The 17,266-nt window shown below is 54.3% G+C and carries 16 protein-coding genes; 6 read left to right on the top strand and 10 right to left on the bottom strand.

All coding sequences use genetic code 11. The features are described 5' to 3' along the window. Nucleotides 1-36 precede the first annotated feature (36 nt). Nucleotides 37-894, bottom strand: coding sequence for a universal stress protein (locus ABD920_RS15420; protein ID WP_345160294.1), 858 nt, complete (start codon nucleotides 892-894; stop codon nucleotides 37-39). Nucleotides 895-1,903: 1,009 nt separating this feature from the next. Between ABD920_RS15420 and rnk the strand changes: the two genes are divergently transcribed. Both rnk and ABD920_RS15410 read left to right on the top strand, forming a co-directional pair. After that, nucleotides 1,904-2,308 carry a nucleoside diphosphate kinase regulator gene (gene rnk / locus ABD920_RS15415; protein WP_345160293.1) on the top strand — a complete coding sequence of 135 codons (405 nt, stop codon included), beginning with the start codon at nucleotides 1,904-1,906 and terminating at the stop codon, nucleotides 2,306-2,308. 86 nt (nucleotides 2,309-2,394) lie between these two features. Continuing rightward, nucleotides 2,395-3,417 carry a rod shape-determining protein gene (locus ABD920_RS15410; RefSeq protein ID WP_345160291.1) on the top strand — a complete coding sequence of 341 codons (1,023 nt, stop codon included), beginning with the start codon at nucleotides 2,395-2,397 and terminating at the stop codon, nucleotides 3,415-3,417. 278 nt (nucleotides 3,418-3,695) lie between these two features. Here ABD920_RS15410 and ABD920_RS15405 read toward each other — a convergent pair whose 3' ends face one another. The 4 genes from ABD920_RS15405 to ABD920_RS15390 all read right to left on the bottom strand — a co-directional run bounded on the left by ABD920_RS15405 (nucleotide 3,696) and on the right by ABD920_RS15390 (nucleotide 6,742). After that, nucleotides 3,696-4,511 carry an SDR family NAD(P)-dependent oxidoreductase gene (locus ABD920_RS15405; RefSeq protein ID WP_345160290.1) on the bottom strand — a complete coding sequence of 272 codons (816 nt, stop codon included), beginning with the start codon at nucleotides 4,509-4,511 and terminating at the stop codon, nucleotides 3,696-3,698. Nucleotides 4,512-4,802: 291 nt separating this feature from the next. Next, nucleotides 4,803-5,168, bottom strand: a complete 366-nt coding sequence (locus ABD920_RS15400; RefSeq protein ID WP_345160289.1) for a Rieske (2Fe-2S) protein — start codon at nucleotides 5,166-5,168, stop codon at nucleotides 4,803-4,805. Then, nucleotides 5,159-5,695, bottom strand: coding sequence for a DUF2231 domain-containing protein (locus tag ABD920_RS15395; protein ID WP_345160288.1), 537 nt, complete (start codon nucleotides 5,693-5,695; stop codon nucleotides 5,159-5,161). Before ABD920_RS15395 ends, ABD920_RS15400 begins: the two co-directional genes overlap by 10 nt. A gap of 171 nt (nucleotides 5,696-5,866) precedes the next feature. Further along, nucleotides 5,867-6,742, bottom strand: a complete 876-nt coding sequence (locus ABD920_RS15390; RefSeq protein ID WP_345160286.1) for an AraC family transcriptional regulator — start codon at nucleotides 6,740-6,742, stop codon at nucleotides 5,867-5,869. Between the two features lie 197 nt (nucleotides 6,743-6,939). Here ABD920_RS15390 and ABD920_RS15385 point away from each other — a divergent pair, with 197 nt between their 5' ends. Continuing rightward, complete coding sequence (locus tag ABD920_RS15385) at nucleotides 6,940-7,833, top strand: 3-keto-disaccharide hydrolase (protein WP_345160285.1); 894 nt, start codon at nucleotides 6,940-6,942, stop codon at nucleotides 7,831-7,833. Between the two features lie 84 nt (nucleotides 7,834-7,917). Here ABD920_RS15385 and ABD920_RS15380 read toward each other — a convergent pair whose 3' ends face one another. The 5 genes from ABD920_RS15380 to ABD920_RS15360 form a co-directional block, all read right to left on the bottom strand. After that, nucleotides 7,918-8,874: a multidrug resistance efflux transporter family protein gene (locus ABD920_RS15380; RefSeq protein WP_345160284.1), complete on the bottom strand. Its 957-nt coding sequence runs from the start codon at nucleotides 8,872-8,874 to the stop codon at nucleotides 7,918-7,920. A 38-nt stretch (nucleotides 8,875-8,912) separates the two neighbouring features. Then, a complete protein-coding gene (locus tag ABD920_RS15375; RefSeq protein ID WP_345160282.1) occupies nucleotides 8,913-9,800 on the bottom strand; it encodes an AraC family transcriptional regulator in 888 nt (295 codons plus the stop codon). A gap of 314 nt (nucleotides 9,801-10,114) precedes the next feature. After that, the gene (locus tag ABD920_RS15370; protein WP_345160281.1) at nucleotides 10,115-10,402 is read right to left on the bottom strand and encodes a hypothetical protein; all 288 of its coding nucleotides are present in this window, start codon (nucleotides 10,400-10,402) and stop codon (nucleotides 10,115-10,117) included. A 496-nt stretch (nucleotides 10,403-10,898) separates the two neighbouring features. Next, nucleotides 10,899-12,506, bottom strand: a complete 1,608-nt coding sequence (locus ABD920_RS15365) for an alpha-amylase family glycosyl hydrolase (protein WP_345160279.1) — start codon at nucleotides 12,504-12,506, stop codon at nucleotides 10,899-10,901. A 78-nt stretch (nucleotides 12,507-12,584) separates the two neighbouring features. Further along, nucleotides 12,585-14,225: an alpha-amylase family protein gene (locus ABD920_RS15360; protein WP_345160278.1), complete on the bottom strand. Its 1,641-nt coding sequence runs from the start codon at nucleotides 14,223-14,225 to the stop codon at nucleotides 12,585-12,587. A gap of 385 nt (nucleotides 14,226-14,610) precedes the next feature. Between ABD920_RS15360 and ABD920_RS15355 the strand changes: the two genes are divergently transcribed. The 3 genes from ABD920_RS15355 (at nucleotide 14,611) to ABD920_RS15345 (ending at nucleotide 17,265) form a co-directional block, all read left to right on the top strand. Next, nucleotides 14,611-15,828 carry a serine hydrolase gene (locus ABD920_RS15355; protein ID WP_345160277.1) on the top strand — a complete coding sequence of 406 codons (1,218 nt, stop codon included), beginning with the start codon at nucleotides 14,611-14,613 and terminating at the stop codon, nucleotides 15,826-15,828. Nucleotides 15,829-16,071: 243 nt separating this feature from the next. Continuing rightward, the gene (locus ABD920_RS15350) at nucleotides 16,072-16,257 is read left to right on the top strand and encodes a hypothetical protein (RefSeq protein ID WP_345160276.1); all 186 of its coding nucleotides are present in this window, start codon (nucleotides 16,072-16,074) and stop codon (nucleotides 16,255-16,257) included. Nucleotides 16,258-16,305: 48 nt separating this feature from the next. Then, complete coding sequence (locus ABD920_RS15345; protein WP_345160275.1) at nucleotides 16,306-17,265, top strand: N-acetylmuramoyl-L-alanine amidase; 960 nt, start codon at nucleotides 16,306-16,308, stop codon at nucleotides 17,263-17,265. The last annotated feature ends 1 nt before the right edge of the window (nucleotide 17,266 follow it).

The following is a 17,266-nucleotide window of genomic DNA, read 5'->3' as shown; positions in this document are numbered from 1 at the left end:
TGTTTATATAGGCATGGCGATGGATGAGACAGCGCTTCAGCTGTGCCTTTTTATATGTGTAAACAGCACCGGCAGGTAGGTGTGGTATGCCTTTTGGTTGGGCTGGCTTTTTTGGAGCAGGTGTTGCCACGGGTTTTCTGCATGATGGCCCAGCACCAGCATGTCAACCCTGTTTTCGCGGGTGAACTGGCTGATTCCTTCTTCAATGCTTTCACTGATAATGACATGGTAGCTCACATGCTTATGTGACCGCCAGGAAGACAGGGCGTAAACCTCTTCGTTGGCGGTGGCATTGGCGCTGGTTTGCTCTTTTGTCAGGACATGCAGCAGGAGTATCTCCGAGCCAAACACCTGCGCCAGCTGCAGCACCAGGCCCGCATCCTCGTAAGGTTCCTGTATCTGATCCACCGCATACACTATTTTCCTGAACGACTTAAAGGAAGCCCGCTCCGGGATAACCAGCACCGGGCAGTGGACGCGATCGATGATTCCGGCAGCAACCGACCCTGCAAAAATCTCCTGTAACGCTTCGGCATCCTCGTTCCCCACCACCACCAGGTCAACCTGGGCTTCCCGCACCAGCGACGAGATGTTTTCCTTCGCTGACCCGTATTTGATGACACACTCCAATGACGACTGCCTGGCAGGGTCATCATAGGCAAGCCGCCTTTTTACCTCTTCCAGCCTTTTCACATGCTCGTTCCGTTCCTCGAGTTGGGCAACGAGCTGGGTATGTTCCGGGGCACCCCCTGAGGCAGGCGTGGCTGCGGCAGACGCGGGTACGTTATAAAAGAGCAGAAGGCGGGCCTGCAGGATCTGGGCCAGCTCATTTGCGTAACGGAGCGCATTCTCAGAACTCAGCGAGAAATCATATAGACAGACTATCTTTTTCATGGTAAAGCGTTTAGAAGGTCATATTGGATAGCTTAAAGTTGCCGTTTTAAAACCGATGTTTGAATGACCTGCGTCAGGACCGGAAATGATTTATATCATGATGCCGGCGTAACGCGTGCTGAAGAAAGCGTATAATAGGAGTGGCTATATATAGCCTCGGGATTCCCATAACAACAGGCAGCAGCAGAGAGGCACCAGGAAAAGGTTTGGTATATATAGGAGATTGTATGTAAACCGTGGTCTGAAGCAGACGCTGTTCATGCAGCGGAGTTTATATATAAGCGCCGGCAGGGAAGCAGTGGGAGGGAAGTGTATTTGGAGCGCCCGGTTGGGAGCGCTGGCGGATATAACGCGTTTCACGCAGGCAGTGGAAAAGCCTGGAGCCGGAGCGTTTATGATGAGAGATGCCGAAAGATGCCTTTCACTAAGCGCGTGTTGCTTTTGAGGCAGGTATTGCTTTACTTTGAGATACTTGATTTTGACCGTGCTGCCTTACCACAGATTTTATACCTCTTTCCCGAAGCCGCTCTCAGGCTTTGTCGCTGCTTCGCATCATGTCTCTTTGAGTGATGTGCTGAATGGATATTGCCTGCATTTTTACACGGTTCCCAAAGACAATATCGGGTAAGCCGGAACCCCCGTCCAGCAACTTCTCTGTCCTTAGTTAATGGTTTGATATGCGCGCTGAAAAGCGCAGCATGCGCCTGTTTTTTGATTTTCCCTCTTCTATAAGATTCGTGTAGCATGTTGCAGAACCTGGAAGGATGAAGTCCCTCATACCTGCACCAGAAGAAGGATAGGGCATGTTTCTGCTTTTACCCAGCCATCATAATGTGAAGGCATATAAGTGCGGATGGCGCTATATGCTTTTAGATGCAAGTGTTCTTAGCCAAAGCAATTAAAAACCAGGAGAGGCGTAAGCTCAGGAGCAGTGAAAGATGCGAGTATGGGATATCCTTTGGCTGGGCAGCAGGCGATATGATTTCTAAAACTTTTAATTTTTTATACCATGGATACGATTTATTTAACAGAAAAAGATTACCAGCGCCTGCACGGCCTGGTGCAGGAACAACGGCAGGCAAACGGGCCTCATGTGGTGGCAGCGCTCAGCAAAGAGCTAAAGCGGGCGAAAGTAGTGCCCTCAGCGGAGGTGCCGAGGGACGTGGTCACCATGAACTCGCTTGTAAAGCTTCGGGAACTGAAAAGTTCTGCGGAAATGGAAATAAGCATTGTTTACCCAAAAGATGCTAATTTAGCAAACAGGAAAGTGTCTGTTCTCGCGCCTGTTGCCACCGCTGTGCTGGGCTGCAGCGTGGGCGAGGAGGTGGAGTGGCCCGGACCACAGGGCACTTTGAAGTACAAGGTCGAGGAAATCATCTATCAGCCGGAGGCTGCTGGCGACCTTTACCTTTAATCTCTATATATGGTGCCGTACAGTGACCGAGATCCGCTGAAAGCGTAAAAGGCAGGAAGAAAAATATCATATACTAATACCAATAAATGGGTTTCTTTAATTTTTTCACCCAGGGGATCGCCATCGATTTAGGTACAGCGAACTTCCTGGTCATTCACGAAGATAAAATTGTGGTAGACGAGCCTTCTATCGTGGCGTTCGACAGAAGGTCGGGTAAAGTGATCGCTGTCGGCCGCAAGGCAATGCAGATGGAGGGGAAGACGCATGAGAACATCCGGATCGTCAGGCCCCTGAAAGACGGTGTGATCGCAGATTTTTACGCTGCAGAGCATATGATCAAAGGCATGCTCCAACTGATCGACAACGGTAAAAGGCGCATCGCCCCTTCCTATAAAATGGTTATCTGCGTGCCGTCCGGTATCACGGAAGTGGAGAAGAGAGCGATCCGCGACTCGGCGGTAATTGCCGGGGCCAAGGAGGTGTACCTGATTCACGAGCCTGTGGCCGCCGCCGTGGGCATCGGGCTGGACGTGCAGGAGCCTACCGGCCACATGATCATCGACATCGGGGGCGGCACCACTGAGATAGCCGTAATAGCCCTAAGCGGCATTGTCTGTGATCAGTCTATCCGGGTGGCGGGGGATAGCTTCGACGCCGAGATCGTGCATTATATGCGTCGGAAGCACAACATCCTGATCGGGCACCAGACGGCCGAAAAAATAAAGATGGAAGTGGGGGCCGCCCTGCCCGAACTGAAGGAGCCGCCTGTTGATGTCTCCATCAGGGGGCGCGATCTGATGACCGGGCTCCCCAAACAGGTAAAAGTTTCTTACACCGAAGTAGCCCATTGCCTGGACAGGTCGCTCGCCAAGATTGAGGATGCCATCCTGAAAACGCTGGAGATAACCCCTCCCGAGCTTTCGGCGGACATACACCAGGAAGGGATTTACCTGACCGGTGGCGGTGCGCTGCTCCGGGGCCTCGACAGGAGAATTTCCTCCAAAACAAAACTCCCGACCCATGTGGTGGAGGACCCGCTCCGCGCGGTTGTGAGAGGAACGGGAATCGCCCTGAAAAACATCGGGCACTTCCGGTTCCTGATGCGCTAAACCGTGTGACAGGGCTGGCCTGGAAAAAGGGCCGAACAGCTGCAATTGAATTTTGGAGCCGGGGGTGTGGCATACCCTGTGGGTACAATACTACTATCAACTGAACATTGCGCATGAAGCTGTTCTTCAGAACCCACCCCTGCCCCTCCGAGGAGGGGAATCTGCAGACAGGTGATAGGCAAGACGCTTGCACCAACGGATAGGCGTATGATGTTTCAAGACTTTCTTATATATCCTTTTTATATATGATAGGGCAGTTTGATTCATCAGGCAACACCTTAGCCAAAGGCCGATTCCACGGACCCTCCGTCCGCGCGGAAGTTGCTGCCTGTGATATAGCTGGCCTGCTCCGAGCACAAGAAAGCAATGACGGACGCCACTTCGCTGGCTTCACCGCGGCGGCCCACGGCAATTTGAGGCCGCTTGTTTTTTAAGAACCATTCGACTGCCTCGGCTTCAGAAGTGCCGCGCTTCTCGGCCAGTTCCTGCATCATTTCATCTGTCATGGGGGTCGCTATATAGGCAGGTGAAACGCAGTTAATCAGGAGGCCTTCTTTGGAATACGTTCTGGAGAGGCACTTTGCCAGGTTGATAATCCCGGCTTTGCAGGCATTGTAAGGGCTTTCATCCTCGTAGGGCTGTAAGGCGTTTTCTGAGGAGATCAGCACGATCCGTCCCCAGCCTTTGGCCTGCATCTGCGGAATAAAAGCGCGGCACGCACGCACGGCCCCCATCAGGTCAATGTCAATCGTGTTGTACAAGTCTTCGTCACTCAGTTTCAGAAAGTCTCCGGCCGCCCCCCGGATGCCCGCGGAATTAACCAGTATATCCGCCCCTCCGAATTGCTCCTGTACCTGGGCAGCCAGCTTTTGCACCGCGCCGTTTTGGGTTAAGTCTGCCGTAACGGCCACCACGCGGCTATTCTCCCAGGCATGTTCCCGCACCTTTTCGGCGGCTGTCTCCAGTTCCTCCTTTGTTTTATCATTCAGGACGATATGTGCGCCCTCGCTGGCCAGCAACATGGCGGTGGCCAGCCCGATGCCGGAATCCCCTCCTGTAATAACTGCTGTACGTCCTTTTACTGCTAAATCCATGTTGTATGCTGTTTTGGGAAAAGAAGCTGTTTCATGTTATATGTGCTGGTTTGCAAGCATTGTTCCGGGTTGTTCAGCAGAAAGAAAGCCAGGCTTTGCTTGCACTATTCCTATACCAGCCTGGTGGCATGAAGTGCTGTAACAGCCGGCTTAGGACAAATTGAAGCAGTTTTATATATCCCCGGCATAGCGCCGCAGGTGTTGTATATAAACGGCTTTAAACGTGCCGATGAAGGTTTGGCAAAGCGGCTTCTGCTAATTCTGGATGCGTATGAAACAAATAACCTGTGTTTACTTATCCGCTTCTTGCTGTAGCCTGACCTCAATCTGACCTGCGCGTACCCGAACCTCAAACTTTGGCTGCGGCTCTGTCGCCGGGCCGTTTACCACGTTGCCGTCCCTGAGCGAAAACACTGAGCCGTGCCACGGACAGCGCACGGTGCCATCATCCAGCAGTTCGCCTTCCGAGAGCGGCCCGCCCAGGTGGGAGCAGGTATGCGCAATGGCGAAAACCGTCCCGTTCTTCCGGGCCAGCAGAACCGGAACTTCCCCGGCTTCCACGCGCCGCATGGTGTTTTCCGCCAACTCGCTCTCAGGCAGCACCGCGACAAAGTCTTTCGGGTACTTGTCAGCCGTAGCCGTGTGATCTACGCCCACCTGCTTGCCATATACCAGGTGCCCCCCCAGGTACGCCGACGCACTGACCACGCCATAGCCGAGCATCGACAGGCCGATTGCCGTCCGCGGGTTGCCTTGCGGCGGCGCAGGAACAACGACGTTATGTAGAGCACCGTCGCGCCGGCGTTCAGCATCCCGTGCATCAACCCGATCTTTCTTCTTTCCTTGGTCGTGCCGGTCCAGTCCGTCAGCCCCGTCACCGCCGCGCCCACCGCACCAACCAACCCAACCGAGATGGCGGCGTCCGCACCCGGCTTGTACTTTTCCTCGCCCAGCAGTTCCAGGCCGTCCAGCACGGCGGCAGTGGTCCAGGCCCCGACCGGAACATCCGTTAAGGCAGGATGGAGCGGGTGTCCGAGCCAGGTGCCGTGCAGCGCGTTTTTGATTGCCTGCCCGGTCTCGCCGCCCGCCTTAAAGGCATTAAGCACGGCAGGTTGTATGGCGTCGCCCGCGGTTTCGAGCCATTCTGTTTCGGCAATGCGGTTAATTGTCGTTTTTTGGTCCATTCGTTTTTCCTCCTTTCATATATACTGCCGGTTTTGCAGCACATACTACACCTACGAATGAAAGAAATGTAGGATGGTTTTTGGGGAACAGAAAAAGGTGCTTGCTGCTCAGTGAACGAATTTTTTCAGCACAGCAGGACGAGGCGAAAGGCGGCTGATACGGCTTTGCCGTTACGTCTTCTCTGCCTTGGCCTTGTTCGAAAGGCGCATGGCCCTGTATTCACCGGGGGCAACGCCAAAGTGTTTCTTAAACAGCTTGTTCAGGTGGCTTCCGTCCGTGAAGCCGAACTCGTGCGTAATCTGGGAGATCGTCATCTCGCTGGCCAGCAGGCGGCTCTCGATCATCTTGAGCTTGTAATGCAGGATGTATTGCTGCAAGGTCTCACCGGTTTCCTTTTTGAAGAAAATGCCCAGGTAGCCAGGCGAGAAATTAAATTTTTCCACCAGCCGCTCTATGCGCAGCGCGTCGGGCTCATATATGTGCTGGCTGATGTACAGCATGATATCCTCTATCAGCCTGGAATTCTTTGCCTTTTTCCGTTCCTGGAGGTTCTGCCGGACCATGTTCCTGGCCAGCATGCCGAGCATCGCTTTCATGATGCTGTTCATGATCAGCTCATAGGAGCTGTCGTGCCGGTTGTCGTATTCATATAGCAGCACCGTCAGCAGGCGGTCAAGCTGCTCCTTTTCATCTGTTTCCGTCACAATCGTTCCGTTGCACTGGTAGGGCGAGTGCAGGATAAACGCGATGGTCCGCTGCCAGTCCGGCACGCTGGGCAGTGCCGGAGCATTTATATATACCTCCGTAAAGCGGATATAGCAAAAGGTGGTGTGCTCCCGGATCTCGAAGTAATGGTAGTCCTCGGGGCCGAGCAGGAAGACATCGCCCGCCGTGTAACGCACGGTATTGTCGTTGATCACGTGAAGGCCACTCCCGCTCCGGATAAAAATGATCTCGAAGTAGCTGTGCTTGTGAACCGGGTGTTGCCACGTGCCGGTATCGAAGAGGTAGATATTGAAGGGTTCGTACTGGATATAGCGCTTCATGCTCTGAAAGTACAAATATAAGGGCATATCTACCATAGAATAGTAGATTTTTACAACATTGTCCTTCGCCACCCTTCCTACTTTTGAGAATGGTTACCTGCTTCCGTTTCTCGCTTTTGTATGTGATGCAGGTGCCGGTAATTCAATAGCGTTTGATTTTGCCGGCCATATACGAGCCAAAACCTAAAAAGAGAATTATGAAAATCATGTCTAAAGCTTTGCTGGCCCTGGCTTTTTGCGCCGTTGCCATCTTCTGTATGAGTTCCTTTTATGTGAAAGAGGAGTGGGTGCCGCTGCTCGACAAAGATATGTCGAAGTGGGAGGTGTACCTGAGCTACCGCCACAAGAAGGGCTACAACGGAGACCTGCCCAGGCACGAGGACGGGCGCATCGTGGAACCTATCGGTTATAACAAGGATGTAAGCAACGTTTTTTCCATGGTAGATGAAAAAGGCGAGCCGGTTCTGAAGGTCAGCGGCGAGATATACGGGTGTGTGTTCACGAAACAGGAATTCGAGAATTATCACCTGAAACTGAAGGTGAGGTGGGGCGACAAAAAGTGGGTGCCCCGTATGGCCAAGCTCAAGGACTCCGGCGTGCTGTACCACTCCATCGGGGAGAGCGGGGTAGACTACTGGCGCGCCTGGATGCTCTCGCAGGAGTTCCAGGTGATGGAAGGGCATATGGGCGACTACTGGACAATCGCCAACTCGGCCATGGACGTGCGGGCCTATATACCGGAGGGAGATATGAATACCGTGGCAAGCACACGGCAGCCTTTTCTGCCGCTTGGCGCAGGCACAGACCTGAGCGGGTTCTGCCTCCGCAGCGAAGACCACGAGAGCCCGGCAGGGGAGTGGACGGAAATCGAGCTGGTGTGCTTCAAAGACAAAAGCCTCCACATCGTGAACGGCCATGTCGTGATGGTGCTTCAGAACTCCCGCTATATCGGCAGCGATGGCAAGGCGGTACCCCTTACCCGGGGAAGGCTGCAGCTGCAGAGCGAAGCCGCAGAGGTATATTACAAAGACATCAAAATCAAAAGCCTGGAGGCACTGCCGAATAAGTATGCTTCCTATTTTAACAAATAAAGTATTGAAGCGAGGGGAATTGTGATAAGCGGACTGGCTTCTCGTTGAGATGGGCCAGTCCGCTTATATATAGGCTGTGCGGTTTCAAGTAACCTGCAGCACCTTCTGCCGGACGGGCACACTGTACAGCACCAGGCCGCTGATGATGAGAACGATGCCCATGCTGCCAATCCAGTTGGGCCAGGCTATGCCGAGCAGCAGCACTTCCCCGACGATGGTGACCAGGATCTCGATCGACTGGGTAGCCTCCACAGCAGCCAGTGAAGCGGCGCTAGAGCGGGCCAGGTGCATGGCTTTGAAGAACAGGATACAGCCCACCACGCCGGAACTCAGGGATATGATTAGTACCGTCAGGAGCTGCTCCCTGCCCGGCAGGCCAGCCTGGCCGAAGCCGTAGAGCAGCAGTAAAAGCTGCACCGGAACGCTCCCGATCGCCGTGCCGGCAACTCGCTGGATGGCGCTCAGGTGCTGGCCGGTCTCTTCCAGGTGCAGCAGGAGCTTGCGGTTCGCCAGCGGCCAGGTGAAAGCCGCCGCCAGGACCAGCCCAACGCACCACCACAGTTGCTGACGCGAGTAACTGCCGTTCATTTGGCTCCACTGCATACAGGCGATGCCCACCAGGATCAGCAAAGAGAGGAGCAGTGCTTTGACGGGTATTTTGGCGCGGTGGTCTTTGTACAGCACAGGGGAGAGCAGTATGCCCGCCACAATCGTAAACTGGAACACGCCCGCCACCAGCCAGCCGGGCCCGAAGGAGGCCGCAAACGTGAGAAAGAAGTAAGACAGGCCAAAAGCCACCCCACCCCATACCAGCCACACCGCCAGGTTCTGGCGCATCACCCTCAGCAGGTGACGGAGCTGCCCCTGCACTGAAAGCACGGCCAGCAGCAGGAGCACCAGGAAGGTGGTGCGCAAACCTGCCGTCCAGGCCCAATGCCCGCCTTTCGAGGAAAGGAAACTGTTGAGTATATAAGTAGAGCTGAAAAAGACACAGGCCAGGGAGCCCCACCCGAAAGCCTTTAGGTTGCTGCTGTTTTGCATATAAAAATCATTTATGCAAAATTAGAGCGGCGCCCAGCTCAACTCGCAGGACTTTCAGCAGCAAGTATGGTACTTTTGGAACCTCCGCCTCGTAGTTGCGTCGGCGTCAGCCCCGCCAGCCGCTTAAAGAAGCGCACAAAGTAGGAGGCATCCTCGAAACCGAGCTGGTGGGCGATTTCCTTCACGGACAGGCTGGTGAAGAACAACAGGCGCTTGCTCTCCACCAACAGACGCTCGTGCTGCATATCGGCTACCGTGGTATGCAGGTACTGGCGGCAGAGGCTGTTCAGGTGCTTCGGGGTGATGCTGAGCGCGTCTGCGTAGAAGCCAATGCTGCGGTGCTCTTTGTAATGGCTCTCGATCAGGCTGCTGAGACGGAACAGACGCTCACTGTGCCGCACAGGCGTCAGCTTTTCGATTTGCACATGACACTCGCGGAGCAGGTACTGCAGCAGGATGTACAGGTATCGCGACAGGATTGGCTCGGACGGCTCCGGCTCCTGCAGCTCTCTGATCATGAGGTGCACCAACTCCTCGAAAACGGTTTTCAGCTTCTCGGGCAGGTCGAGGTAAGGGTGCTGGTACACCGAGCTGAAGATCACGAAGGCATCGTGGGTGCGCACGCCGGCGGCCTGCAGGAACTTCTCTGAAAAGGACACCAGAACGCCTTTCTCCTGCCGCGACTCCCGCTGGTGCGCCTGCCCCGGCCGCAGTAAAAATACGCGGTCTGCCTCCAGGGGGTAGCGTTGGAAATCAATCAGGTGATGGCCTCCCTTTGTTTCCTTCACATACATGATCATATAGGCGTCGTGACTGTGGGGCACCTCCGAAAGCTCGCTGGCAAATGTTTCCAGCGGCATCACCGTGAGCGCCTTCTGGTTCAGCAGGTCCTGGATTGGGAGCTGTTCTGTTCTGGAGAACTTCATGCGGCAAGATAAGCGAAAAACAGCACAGGGGGCGCTCGCCCGCTGTTACAAAATTTCGAATCAACCTGCCTCCGGTAGCACAGCAGGTGGATTTTAGCTTTCCGGGCAGGTTATTTCGGGCTTACGCAGCGCTCCGCAGACGTGGTTGCCATACAGTAAAAGGCACTGCTGAATAAAGTTCCGCTGTTTTACCAGGGGTACTTTTAACAGGGGGATAGGGAATAGTAGTTGGTGGCACCTTCCTTCGCTTCTATCCCCGCTGTTACAGCCACAGAAAAGCTTTTCCGGCCAGGATCAAATGCAACAGCAGCGACTCAGGTGTCTTCCTTGTTCAGCAGCCTGTCCAGCATCGCGCGGGCGTTGATGAAACTCTTCAGGTTAGCGTAATCGTGCGACTTGTACTCTATCCTGTCTACGCCATAAAAGAAAACAGCAAGAGATTTTACCAGGTCTTCCTCTAATGGTATTTCCCGCTTTTTACCGCTTTGCCCTGCCTGTAAGCAGAGCCCGTCCTTGCCGACAGTAACCCAGAAAGTTATTATTTTGCCATCTCTTACATGCGCTTCGAATTCCTCCAAAACCTGTGTAACGTTAGCTGCCATAGGTGTCATTCTGATGCTCCGGCTTTCAATGTTTGCTCAGGAAAGATACTTTTTCGTCCGCAGAAAACATACCTCGTTAAATACTGGTTTTAAGTAGGTATTAATGCATAAAAAATGCAAAAATCTTAGGACTGTATCATCTATAGCCGCCGTCTGAGCAAAGAACGGGCAGAGTGCTAGCGCATCATTGCCACCTCCCGCTTTCTTTCAAAGTTTAGGGTATGCGGATAGGATATCTTACTGCCGGTTAAACCGTGCATAAGCAGGAGGCGCCTCGTTAGAGGGGGAGTATAAAGCTAATGAACGCCTTGAATTACCCAAGCCTATATAGCCCTCTCTTAAGAGTATGAGTGGGTATCATATTTCCAGAATAGTCAATCAGAGACAGACACAAGCGGTCTGACATCCTTAGATTCAGGGCTTTGATGAAAAATTGGAAGAAGCTAAAGGGCTATGCGGTTTTTATATACTCACAGACAGGCGCAGCTAATCTGCGTTATGAAGCCAGCCGCACGACAATCCCCTCGTCCCCGCTCAGGCTGATGGTGCCGCTTATTGGGGTCCCCTCCCGCTCAAGGTAGGTGCTGATGGCGATGGTGCCACTGAAAGCCTCGTGCTCCGGGTTAAAATAACAGGGCCTGTGGGTCAGATTCAGGACTATAAGGAAACGCTTCTCACCCGCCTCGCGTGTGTAGGCAATGGCCTGGCTGTCGGTATATACGGGCGCGTAATCGCCAATGCGGAGCGCCGGCTCCTCCTGGCGCAACCTGATCAGCTTCCTGTAGAAAGAAAGCATGGAATAGGGATCGTCCTGCTGCGTTTTCACGTTCACTTTCCGGAAGTTCTCCGGGAGCCTCAGCCAGGGCTTTGCCACCGTAAAGCCCGCATGGTCGCTGTCATCCCACTGCATGGGGGTGCGCGCCGGATCGCGGCTGAGGTACTTGTCCGGTATGTTCAGCCCCTGCGGGTCCTGCACTTCTTCGGGCGGGATGGGCACGTCCCGCATGCCAAGCTCATCACCATAATAGAAGGTGGGCGTGCCACGCAGCGTGAGCAGCAGCATGGCGGCCACATTTGCCTGCGACTTTCCGACGCGGCTGGTGATGCGGGGCTTATCGTGGTTGCTCAGCACCCAGTTCGGCCAGCCGCCGGGGGGAAGCGCTCCCTCGTACTCAGATATGGCAGAGGCAAGCTGCTGTGCATCCCAGGGCAGCGCCAGCAAAAGAAAGTTAAAGGGAAGGTGCGCCCCTTTGTTATCAGCCCCGTAGTATGCGACCAGCTTTGAGACAGGCAGGTAAATCTCCCCGATCATCATGCGCTCGTGGTAGCTGTCGGTAACCTGTCGCATCATCTTCACAATGTCGTGCACTTCCGGCTGGTCGGTGGAGTAGGTGGGGAGCAATTGCCTGTAAGGCAACTCGAGCGGGTTGTAGTTGGGGTTTGCAGGGTTGTCGCGCAGCTGCTCGTCTTTGATCATATGCCACATCACATCCACCCGGAAGCCGTCTACCCCTTTGTCAAGCCAGAAGCGCATGACATTGAGCATCGCGTGCTGCACCTCGGGGTTGCGCCAGTTCAGGTCGGGCTGCTTTGTATGGAACGCATGGTAATAGTACTGCTGCGTTGGCTCATCCCATTCCCATGCACTGCCCCCGAAGACGCTGAGCCAGTTGTTCGGAGGCGACCCGTCCGGTTTGGCGTCGTGCCAGAGGTACCAGTTGCGCTTCGGGTTGTCACGCGAAGAACGGGACTCCTGAAACCAGGGGTGCTCGTCGGAAGTGTGGTTCGGGACAAGGTCCAGGATGAGTTTCATGTCTCGGGCATGGACCTCGTGCAGCAGCGCGTCAAAATCCTGCATAGCGCCGAACAGGGGGTGAATCGTGCAGTAGTCTGAGATGTCGTACCCGAAATCAGCCATGGGAGAGGGGAAGATAGGGGAGACCCAGATGCCTTTGATGCCAAGCCACTTCAGGTAGTCCAACCTGCTGGTGATGCCCCTCAGGTCCCCGATGCCGTCTCCGTCACTGTCCTGGAACGACCGCGGGTAAACCTGGTAAATGATCCCTTCCTGCCACCAAAGGTGCTTGCTTGTTGTTTTCTCCATCCTCTTAAAATTTATGAATTTCCAAATGGGCGGTTATAGCATTATACATATACCGGTTGCCCGCCCTACCTGGTTTAACTACTGCTTTGTCTTCAGCTCGTTTACCCTGAACCATCTGTAGCCATAGCCCTCCAGCGCCACCTGCGTCGTGTGCTCCGTGGTGGGCGCATAATCCTTATCGCAGAAAATATCAACGAACTGGCGGGGGTGGAACTTCCTGGAGCTAATGCTGAACTGGCAGGGCTTTGCGGAGAGGTTATGGGCAAAAACGAGCACATTTCCCTCCCAATCGTAGGAGTGCACCAGAACGTGCGGCTGGTCTGATTGTACGACCTGCGGCTGGCCCCAGCCTATCTCACTGGAGTTTTTACGGATCATGATGAGTCGCTTCATCCAGTTCAGGAACGAGTTTTCCTCGTGCAGTTGCGCTTCTACGTTCACCTTTTTGATGCTGAACGGCCCGGATGTGATCAGTCGCCGGAAGAGTTTACCGGGCGGGGCATCGGAAAACCCGCCGCCTGTGCAACTGTTCCACTGCATGGGGTTCCGCACACTGGTGCGCCCCGGCTGCTCCAGGTCGTCGCCCATCCCGATTTCGTCTCCATAAACGAGAAGCGGCGAACCCGGCATCGTGAAAAGCAGGCTGTACACCATCTCCATATAGCTCCTGTTTCCGTCCAGCATCGGGGCCATTCTTCTCCGGATGCCACGGTTGAAGATGCGCATGTTCTCCTCGGGTGCGAAGCGTTCAAACACATCCTCCCTTTCCTCCTCTGAGAGGCGCTCCAGGTCCAGCTCGTCGAGGTTCCGTAGAAAGTTTGTCCACTGGCAGCGTTCCGGGGGCGCGGGCTTCTCTAAAAAGCCTGTGATGGGAGCGGCATCCTCCCGGGCCAGTGCCAGGAACATATAATTATCGAGCAGGAAGTTGAAGAGCATGTTGATCCGGTCTCCTTTGCCGTAGTAGAAGCCCACCTTATCCGGGGTAACGTCAGCCTCCGCCAGCAGGATAGTCGCCTTGCTTTTTTTGGTGACGGCTTTCCGTAAACTCTTCAGGAAGGCCGCCGGACGCCTAAGCCGCGTGCCCGGCCTGCCTTTTCCATCCAGCAGATGCGTGGCCGCATCCACTCGAAACCCGTCGATGCCAAACGAGAGCCAGAACTCAATAAGGGAGAGAATTTCTTTCTGGACCTCCGGGTTCGCCACATTCAGGTCGGGCTCGAAGCTATAGAACTGATGGTGGTAAAAAGCGCCTGCCCGTTTCTCGTACGACCACACGCTGTTTTCCTCTCCCGGGAAAACGTTTTCTGCTTCCTCCTTTGCCGGCCTTTCCTCGCGCCACACATAGAACGCATGAAACTTGGAGGTGGGGTCCGTGGAACCGGCCTGGAACCAGGGGTGCTCATCAGAGGTGTGGTGCACGATCAGATCGATCAGGATGCGGATCTTCCGTTCCCTGGCAGCGGCCACAAAGTCAGAGAAGTCCTGCAGGCTCCCGAGGCGGGCATCTATGGAGTAATAATCCTTTACATCGTAGCCGTTGTCGCGGTTCGGGGTGGTGTAGAAAGGCAGTAGCCAGAGGCAGTTCACGCCCAGGTCGCTCAGATAATCGAGGCGGGAGGTGAGCCCCTGAAAGTCACCGGTACCGTCCCCGTTGCCGTCCTGAAAGCTCTCTACGTCTACCGCATAGAAAATAGCGTCCTTATACCAGAGTTCATCCATATATAGAATCTACGTTTTATTCCATCCAAAAGGATACTGCAAGGTGCCGCCGCTTCTACGGGAATGCGCCAGCAGGTTGCCTGGGGTATATATAACTTCCCTGGATGCGATCAGCCGCCGCGTGCGATCATGCCTTGGCTGGTCTGTAGCAGAGGGAATTAGAAGCTGGACTTTTTGCTGGAGACGGTGGGGCGGGGCGATGGGAGATTACGTGTTAAGTGTATTAGGTGCCTTGTTCTTATATCGGAGCTACCTACCGAAATTGGGAAAAAGTACCTACCTTATTATCAGAACAATTCAGGACCCTATGATCAAGCTCATCCCGCGCGGCACAGCAGGCCTGCCACTGCTACCGTATATGTTGATTCTACTCGCCTCTTGCTTTATGAATCCTATACCTGCCGCCGCCCAGCATATGTCGTCTAAAAAACTGGTCCAGCGAATACTCAAGAAGCAGCCCGACAAGTTCGGGGAGATACTGGAAAACCCGGAGAAGTACCGCGTGCAGATATTGTACACGCAAATAGACCGGGATGCCCAGAACCAGCCGCACTTTACCTCCTTTGGCTACCGGCTGAACCCGGACGAGTATTTCTACCCGGCCAGCACCGTGAAACTGCCGGGTGCGCTGGTGGCGCTGGAGAAGCTGAACGCGCTGGATATACCAGGGCTGAACAAGTACACGCCGCTGCGGATCGACAGCGCGTACGCCGGTCAGAGCGCCGTGAAAACCGACAGCAGCTCCGAAAACCAGCTCCCGTCCATCGCCCACTATATCAAGAAGGTATTGCTGGTGAGCGACAACGACGCTTACAACCGGCTATATGAGTTTGTGGGGCAGCAGCAACTCAACGAGGCCCTGCACCGCAAAGGATTCGGGGATGTCCGGCTGGTGCACCGCCTGTCTGTCTTCCTCAGCCCCGATGAGAATGCCCGTACCAACCCTTTTACTTTTTATGAAGGGGAGAAAATTGTCTACCAGCAGCCCATGCTGTACAACCCTGCACCGGTGCCTGCCCGTTCGAATACAACACTGTTGGGAAAGGGCCACTACCTGGGCGATAGCCTGGTGAACGGGCCGATGGACTTCTCAAACAAGAATTCTATATCCATCGAAAACCTGCAGGGAATTCTGAAGACGGTGCTTTTCCCGGAGTCCGTTCCGGAGCAGCAGCGCTTTAACCTGACGCCCGATGACTACGCGTTTCTATATAAATACATGTCGATGCTGCCCCGGGAGAGCGACTACCCAAGCTACGACCCCGGTGAGTACCCCGACGGTTACGTTAAATTCCTGCTGTTCGGCAACACAAAGGAACGGTTGCCGGAAAACATCCGGATCTTTAACAAGGTAGGGGATGCCTACGGCTTCATTATTGACAATGCCTACCTTGTGGATTTTGAAAACAACGTGGAGTTCCTGCTGACGGCGGTGCTGCTGGCGAACGAAAACGAGGTATTCAACGACGGGCAGTATGAGTACGAGGAAGTGGCTTTTCCGTTTATGAAGAACTTAGGCCAGGCCATATATGACTTTGAGCTAAAACGAAAGCGGAAGCACCAGCCAAACCTGGAGAAATTCAGGATAGATTACACAGAGTAAAAGGTGCCGGGCGAATGGAAAAGCCGCAGCAAAGCCTAAAACCATATATAAACTAAGAGTTGCCCCGAAATTCTAGGAACGGCTTTGTTTTATAAATATTAGCAACCATGGCAACTGCTTTTCGTCCCACCGGAGCGCTTCCGACAGCGCGGGAGAATCGGCCGTGTTTTTTGAAGCCTCACCCGATACAGGCAAATTTCTATCTGAAAATATTTTTCAAGCTGTTTCTGATTAGAGTCCAACATGAAGGGTGAGCAGGCAGCTTTTAACCGTAGGTTAAGCGAATCCTGCGAAGCCACCCACTTGCCGCCGCTGGGCGACGACCCGCACCACTGGCTGAAGTTCTCGAACGTGCTGAAGGTGGGCAACGCCACCGCCGGCTTTTTCAGGCGGAAGCTGATGCGGCAGCAACAAATGGGGAAGCGGTAGCGGCACCCGGCAATTGCGGCTTATGAAAGATATTGTTACTTTAGTTTGATGAGAACCCCCATTCTGCGACAAGACGCACCCACGGTGCTTTTTCTGCTGCTGGCCGGCGTGGTGACCTCGTGTACCTCCAACCCTTATGCCGACACCAACAAACTGCACCGTAAGCAGGTGAAGGCTTATGCGGAGGAGCTCCGGACCTATCCGACACCGACGCCCCGGGAGCAGTCAATTCCGCAGGGCGATTACTGGGTAGGCACCACCAACTTCAGCATGCGCCGACCGAATTATGTCATCCTCCATCACACCGAGCAGGACTCCACCGGCCAAACCCTCAGGACCTTCACCAAACCCGAGACGGAGGTAAGCGCCCATTACGTGATCGGGAAAGACGGCAAAGTATACCACATGCTGCACGATCTCCTGCGGGCCTGGCACGCCGGATCCGGCAAATGGGGCAATTCCACGGACCTGAATTCCTCCTCCATCGGGATAGAGCTCGACAACAATGGTTCGGAGCCTTTCCCGGAGGCGCAGATTAACAGCCTGCTGCAGGTGCTGGCCATGCTCAAGGATACGTACAAGATACCGGCAGCCAACTTCATCGGCCACTCCGACATCGCCCCTGTCCGGAAAGTAGACCCGAACAAGTATTTCCCCTGGGAGCAACTGGCCCGGAACGGGTATGGCCTGTGGTACGACGCGGATGTGCTGGAAGCATATGCTTCCTATATGGCCTCGCTGCCCGCAGAAAAGTCCGCTTTGGCCCCAGACACCAGCGCAGCAACCGGAAGCCTCGTAACCGCTGACAGTGCTGTTGTAGGGGAGCCCCTTTTTTACCCGGAGCATTTCGATCCGCAGGAGGCGCTTCGCATCATCGGGTATGACACACAGGATATGGGAGCGGCCATACGGGCCTTCAAGCTTCATTTTATACAAACCGATACCACGGCCGTACTCACGGAGCCGGACAAGATTGTGCTCTACAACCTGTATAAAAAGTATATATAGC

This window comes from Pontibacter saemangeumensis (assembly GCF_039541895.1).
In the GTDB taxonomy this organism is placed as follows: domain Bacteria; phylum Bacteroidota; class Bacteroidia; order Cytophagales; family Hymenobacteraceae; genus Pontibacter; species Pontibacter saemangeumensis.
Note: the sequence above shows the minus strand (reverse complement) of the source record. Positions and strands in the feature narration are given on the sequence as shown.

Coding starts and splice junctions, on each gene's coding strand:
- ABD920_RS15420 (WP_345160294.1), bottom strand. CDS start 894: ATGAAAAAGATAGTCTGTCTATATGATTTCTCGCTGAGTTCTGAGAAT.
- rnk (WP_345160293.1), top strand. CDS start 1,904: ATGGATACGATTTATTTAACAGAAAAAGATTACCAGCGCCTGCACGGC.
- ABD920_RS15410 (WP_345160291.1), top strand. CDS start 2,395: ATGGGTTTCTTTAATTTTTTCACCCAGGGGATCGCCATCGATTTAGGT.
- ABD920_RS15405 (WP_345160290.1), bottom strand. CDS start 4,511: ATGGATTTAGCAGTAAAAGGACGTACAGCAGTTATTACAGGAGGGGAT.
- ABD920_RS15395 (WP_345160288.1), bottom strand. CDS start 5,695: ATGGACCAAAAAACGACAATTAACCGCATTGCCGAAACAGAATGGCTC.
- ABD920_RS15390 (WP_345160286.1), bottom strand. CDS start 6,742: ATGAAGCGCTATATCCAGTACGAACCCTTCAATATCTACCTCTTCGAT.
- ABD920_RS15385 (WP_345160285.1), top strand. CDS start 6,940: ATGAAAATCATGTCTAAAGCTTTGCTGGCCCTGGCTTTTTGCGCCGTT.
- ABD920_RS15380 (WP_345160284.1), bottom strand. CDS start 8,874: ATGCAAAACAGCAGCAACCTAAAGGCTTTCGGGTGGGGCTCCCTGGCC.
- ABD920_RS15375 (WP_345160282.1), bottom strand. CDS start 9,800: ATGAAGTTCTCCAGAACAGAACAGCTCCCAATCCAGGACCTGCTGAAC.
- ABD920_RS15370 (WP_345160281.1), bottom strand. CDS start 10,402: ATGGCAGCTAACGTTACACAGGTTTTGGAGGAATTCGAAGCGCATGTA.
- ABD920_RS15365 (WP_345160279.1), bottom strand. CDS start 12,506: ATGGAGAAAACAACAAGCAAGCACCTTTGGTGGCAGGAAGGGATCATT.
- ABD920_RS15360 (WP_345160278.1), bottom strand. CDS start 14,225: ATGGATGAACTCTGGTATAAGGACGCTATTTTCTATGCGGTAGACGTA.
- ABD920_RS15355 (WP_345160277.1), top strand. CDS start 14,611: ATGAATCCTATACCTGCCGCCGCCCAGCATATGTCGTCTAAAAAACTG.
- ABD920_RS15350 (WP_345160276.1), top strand. CDS start 16,072: ATGAAGGGTGAGCAGGCAGCTTTTAACCGTAGGTTAAGCGAATCCTGC.
- ABD920_RS15345 (WP_345160275.1), top strand. CDS start 16,306: ATGAGAACCCCCATTCTGCGACAAGACGCACCCACGGTGCTTTTTCTG.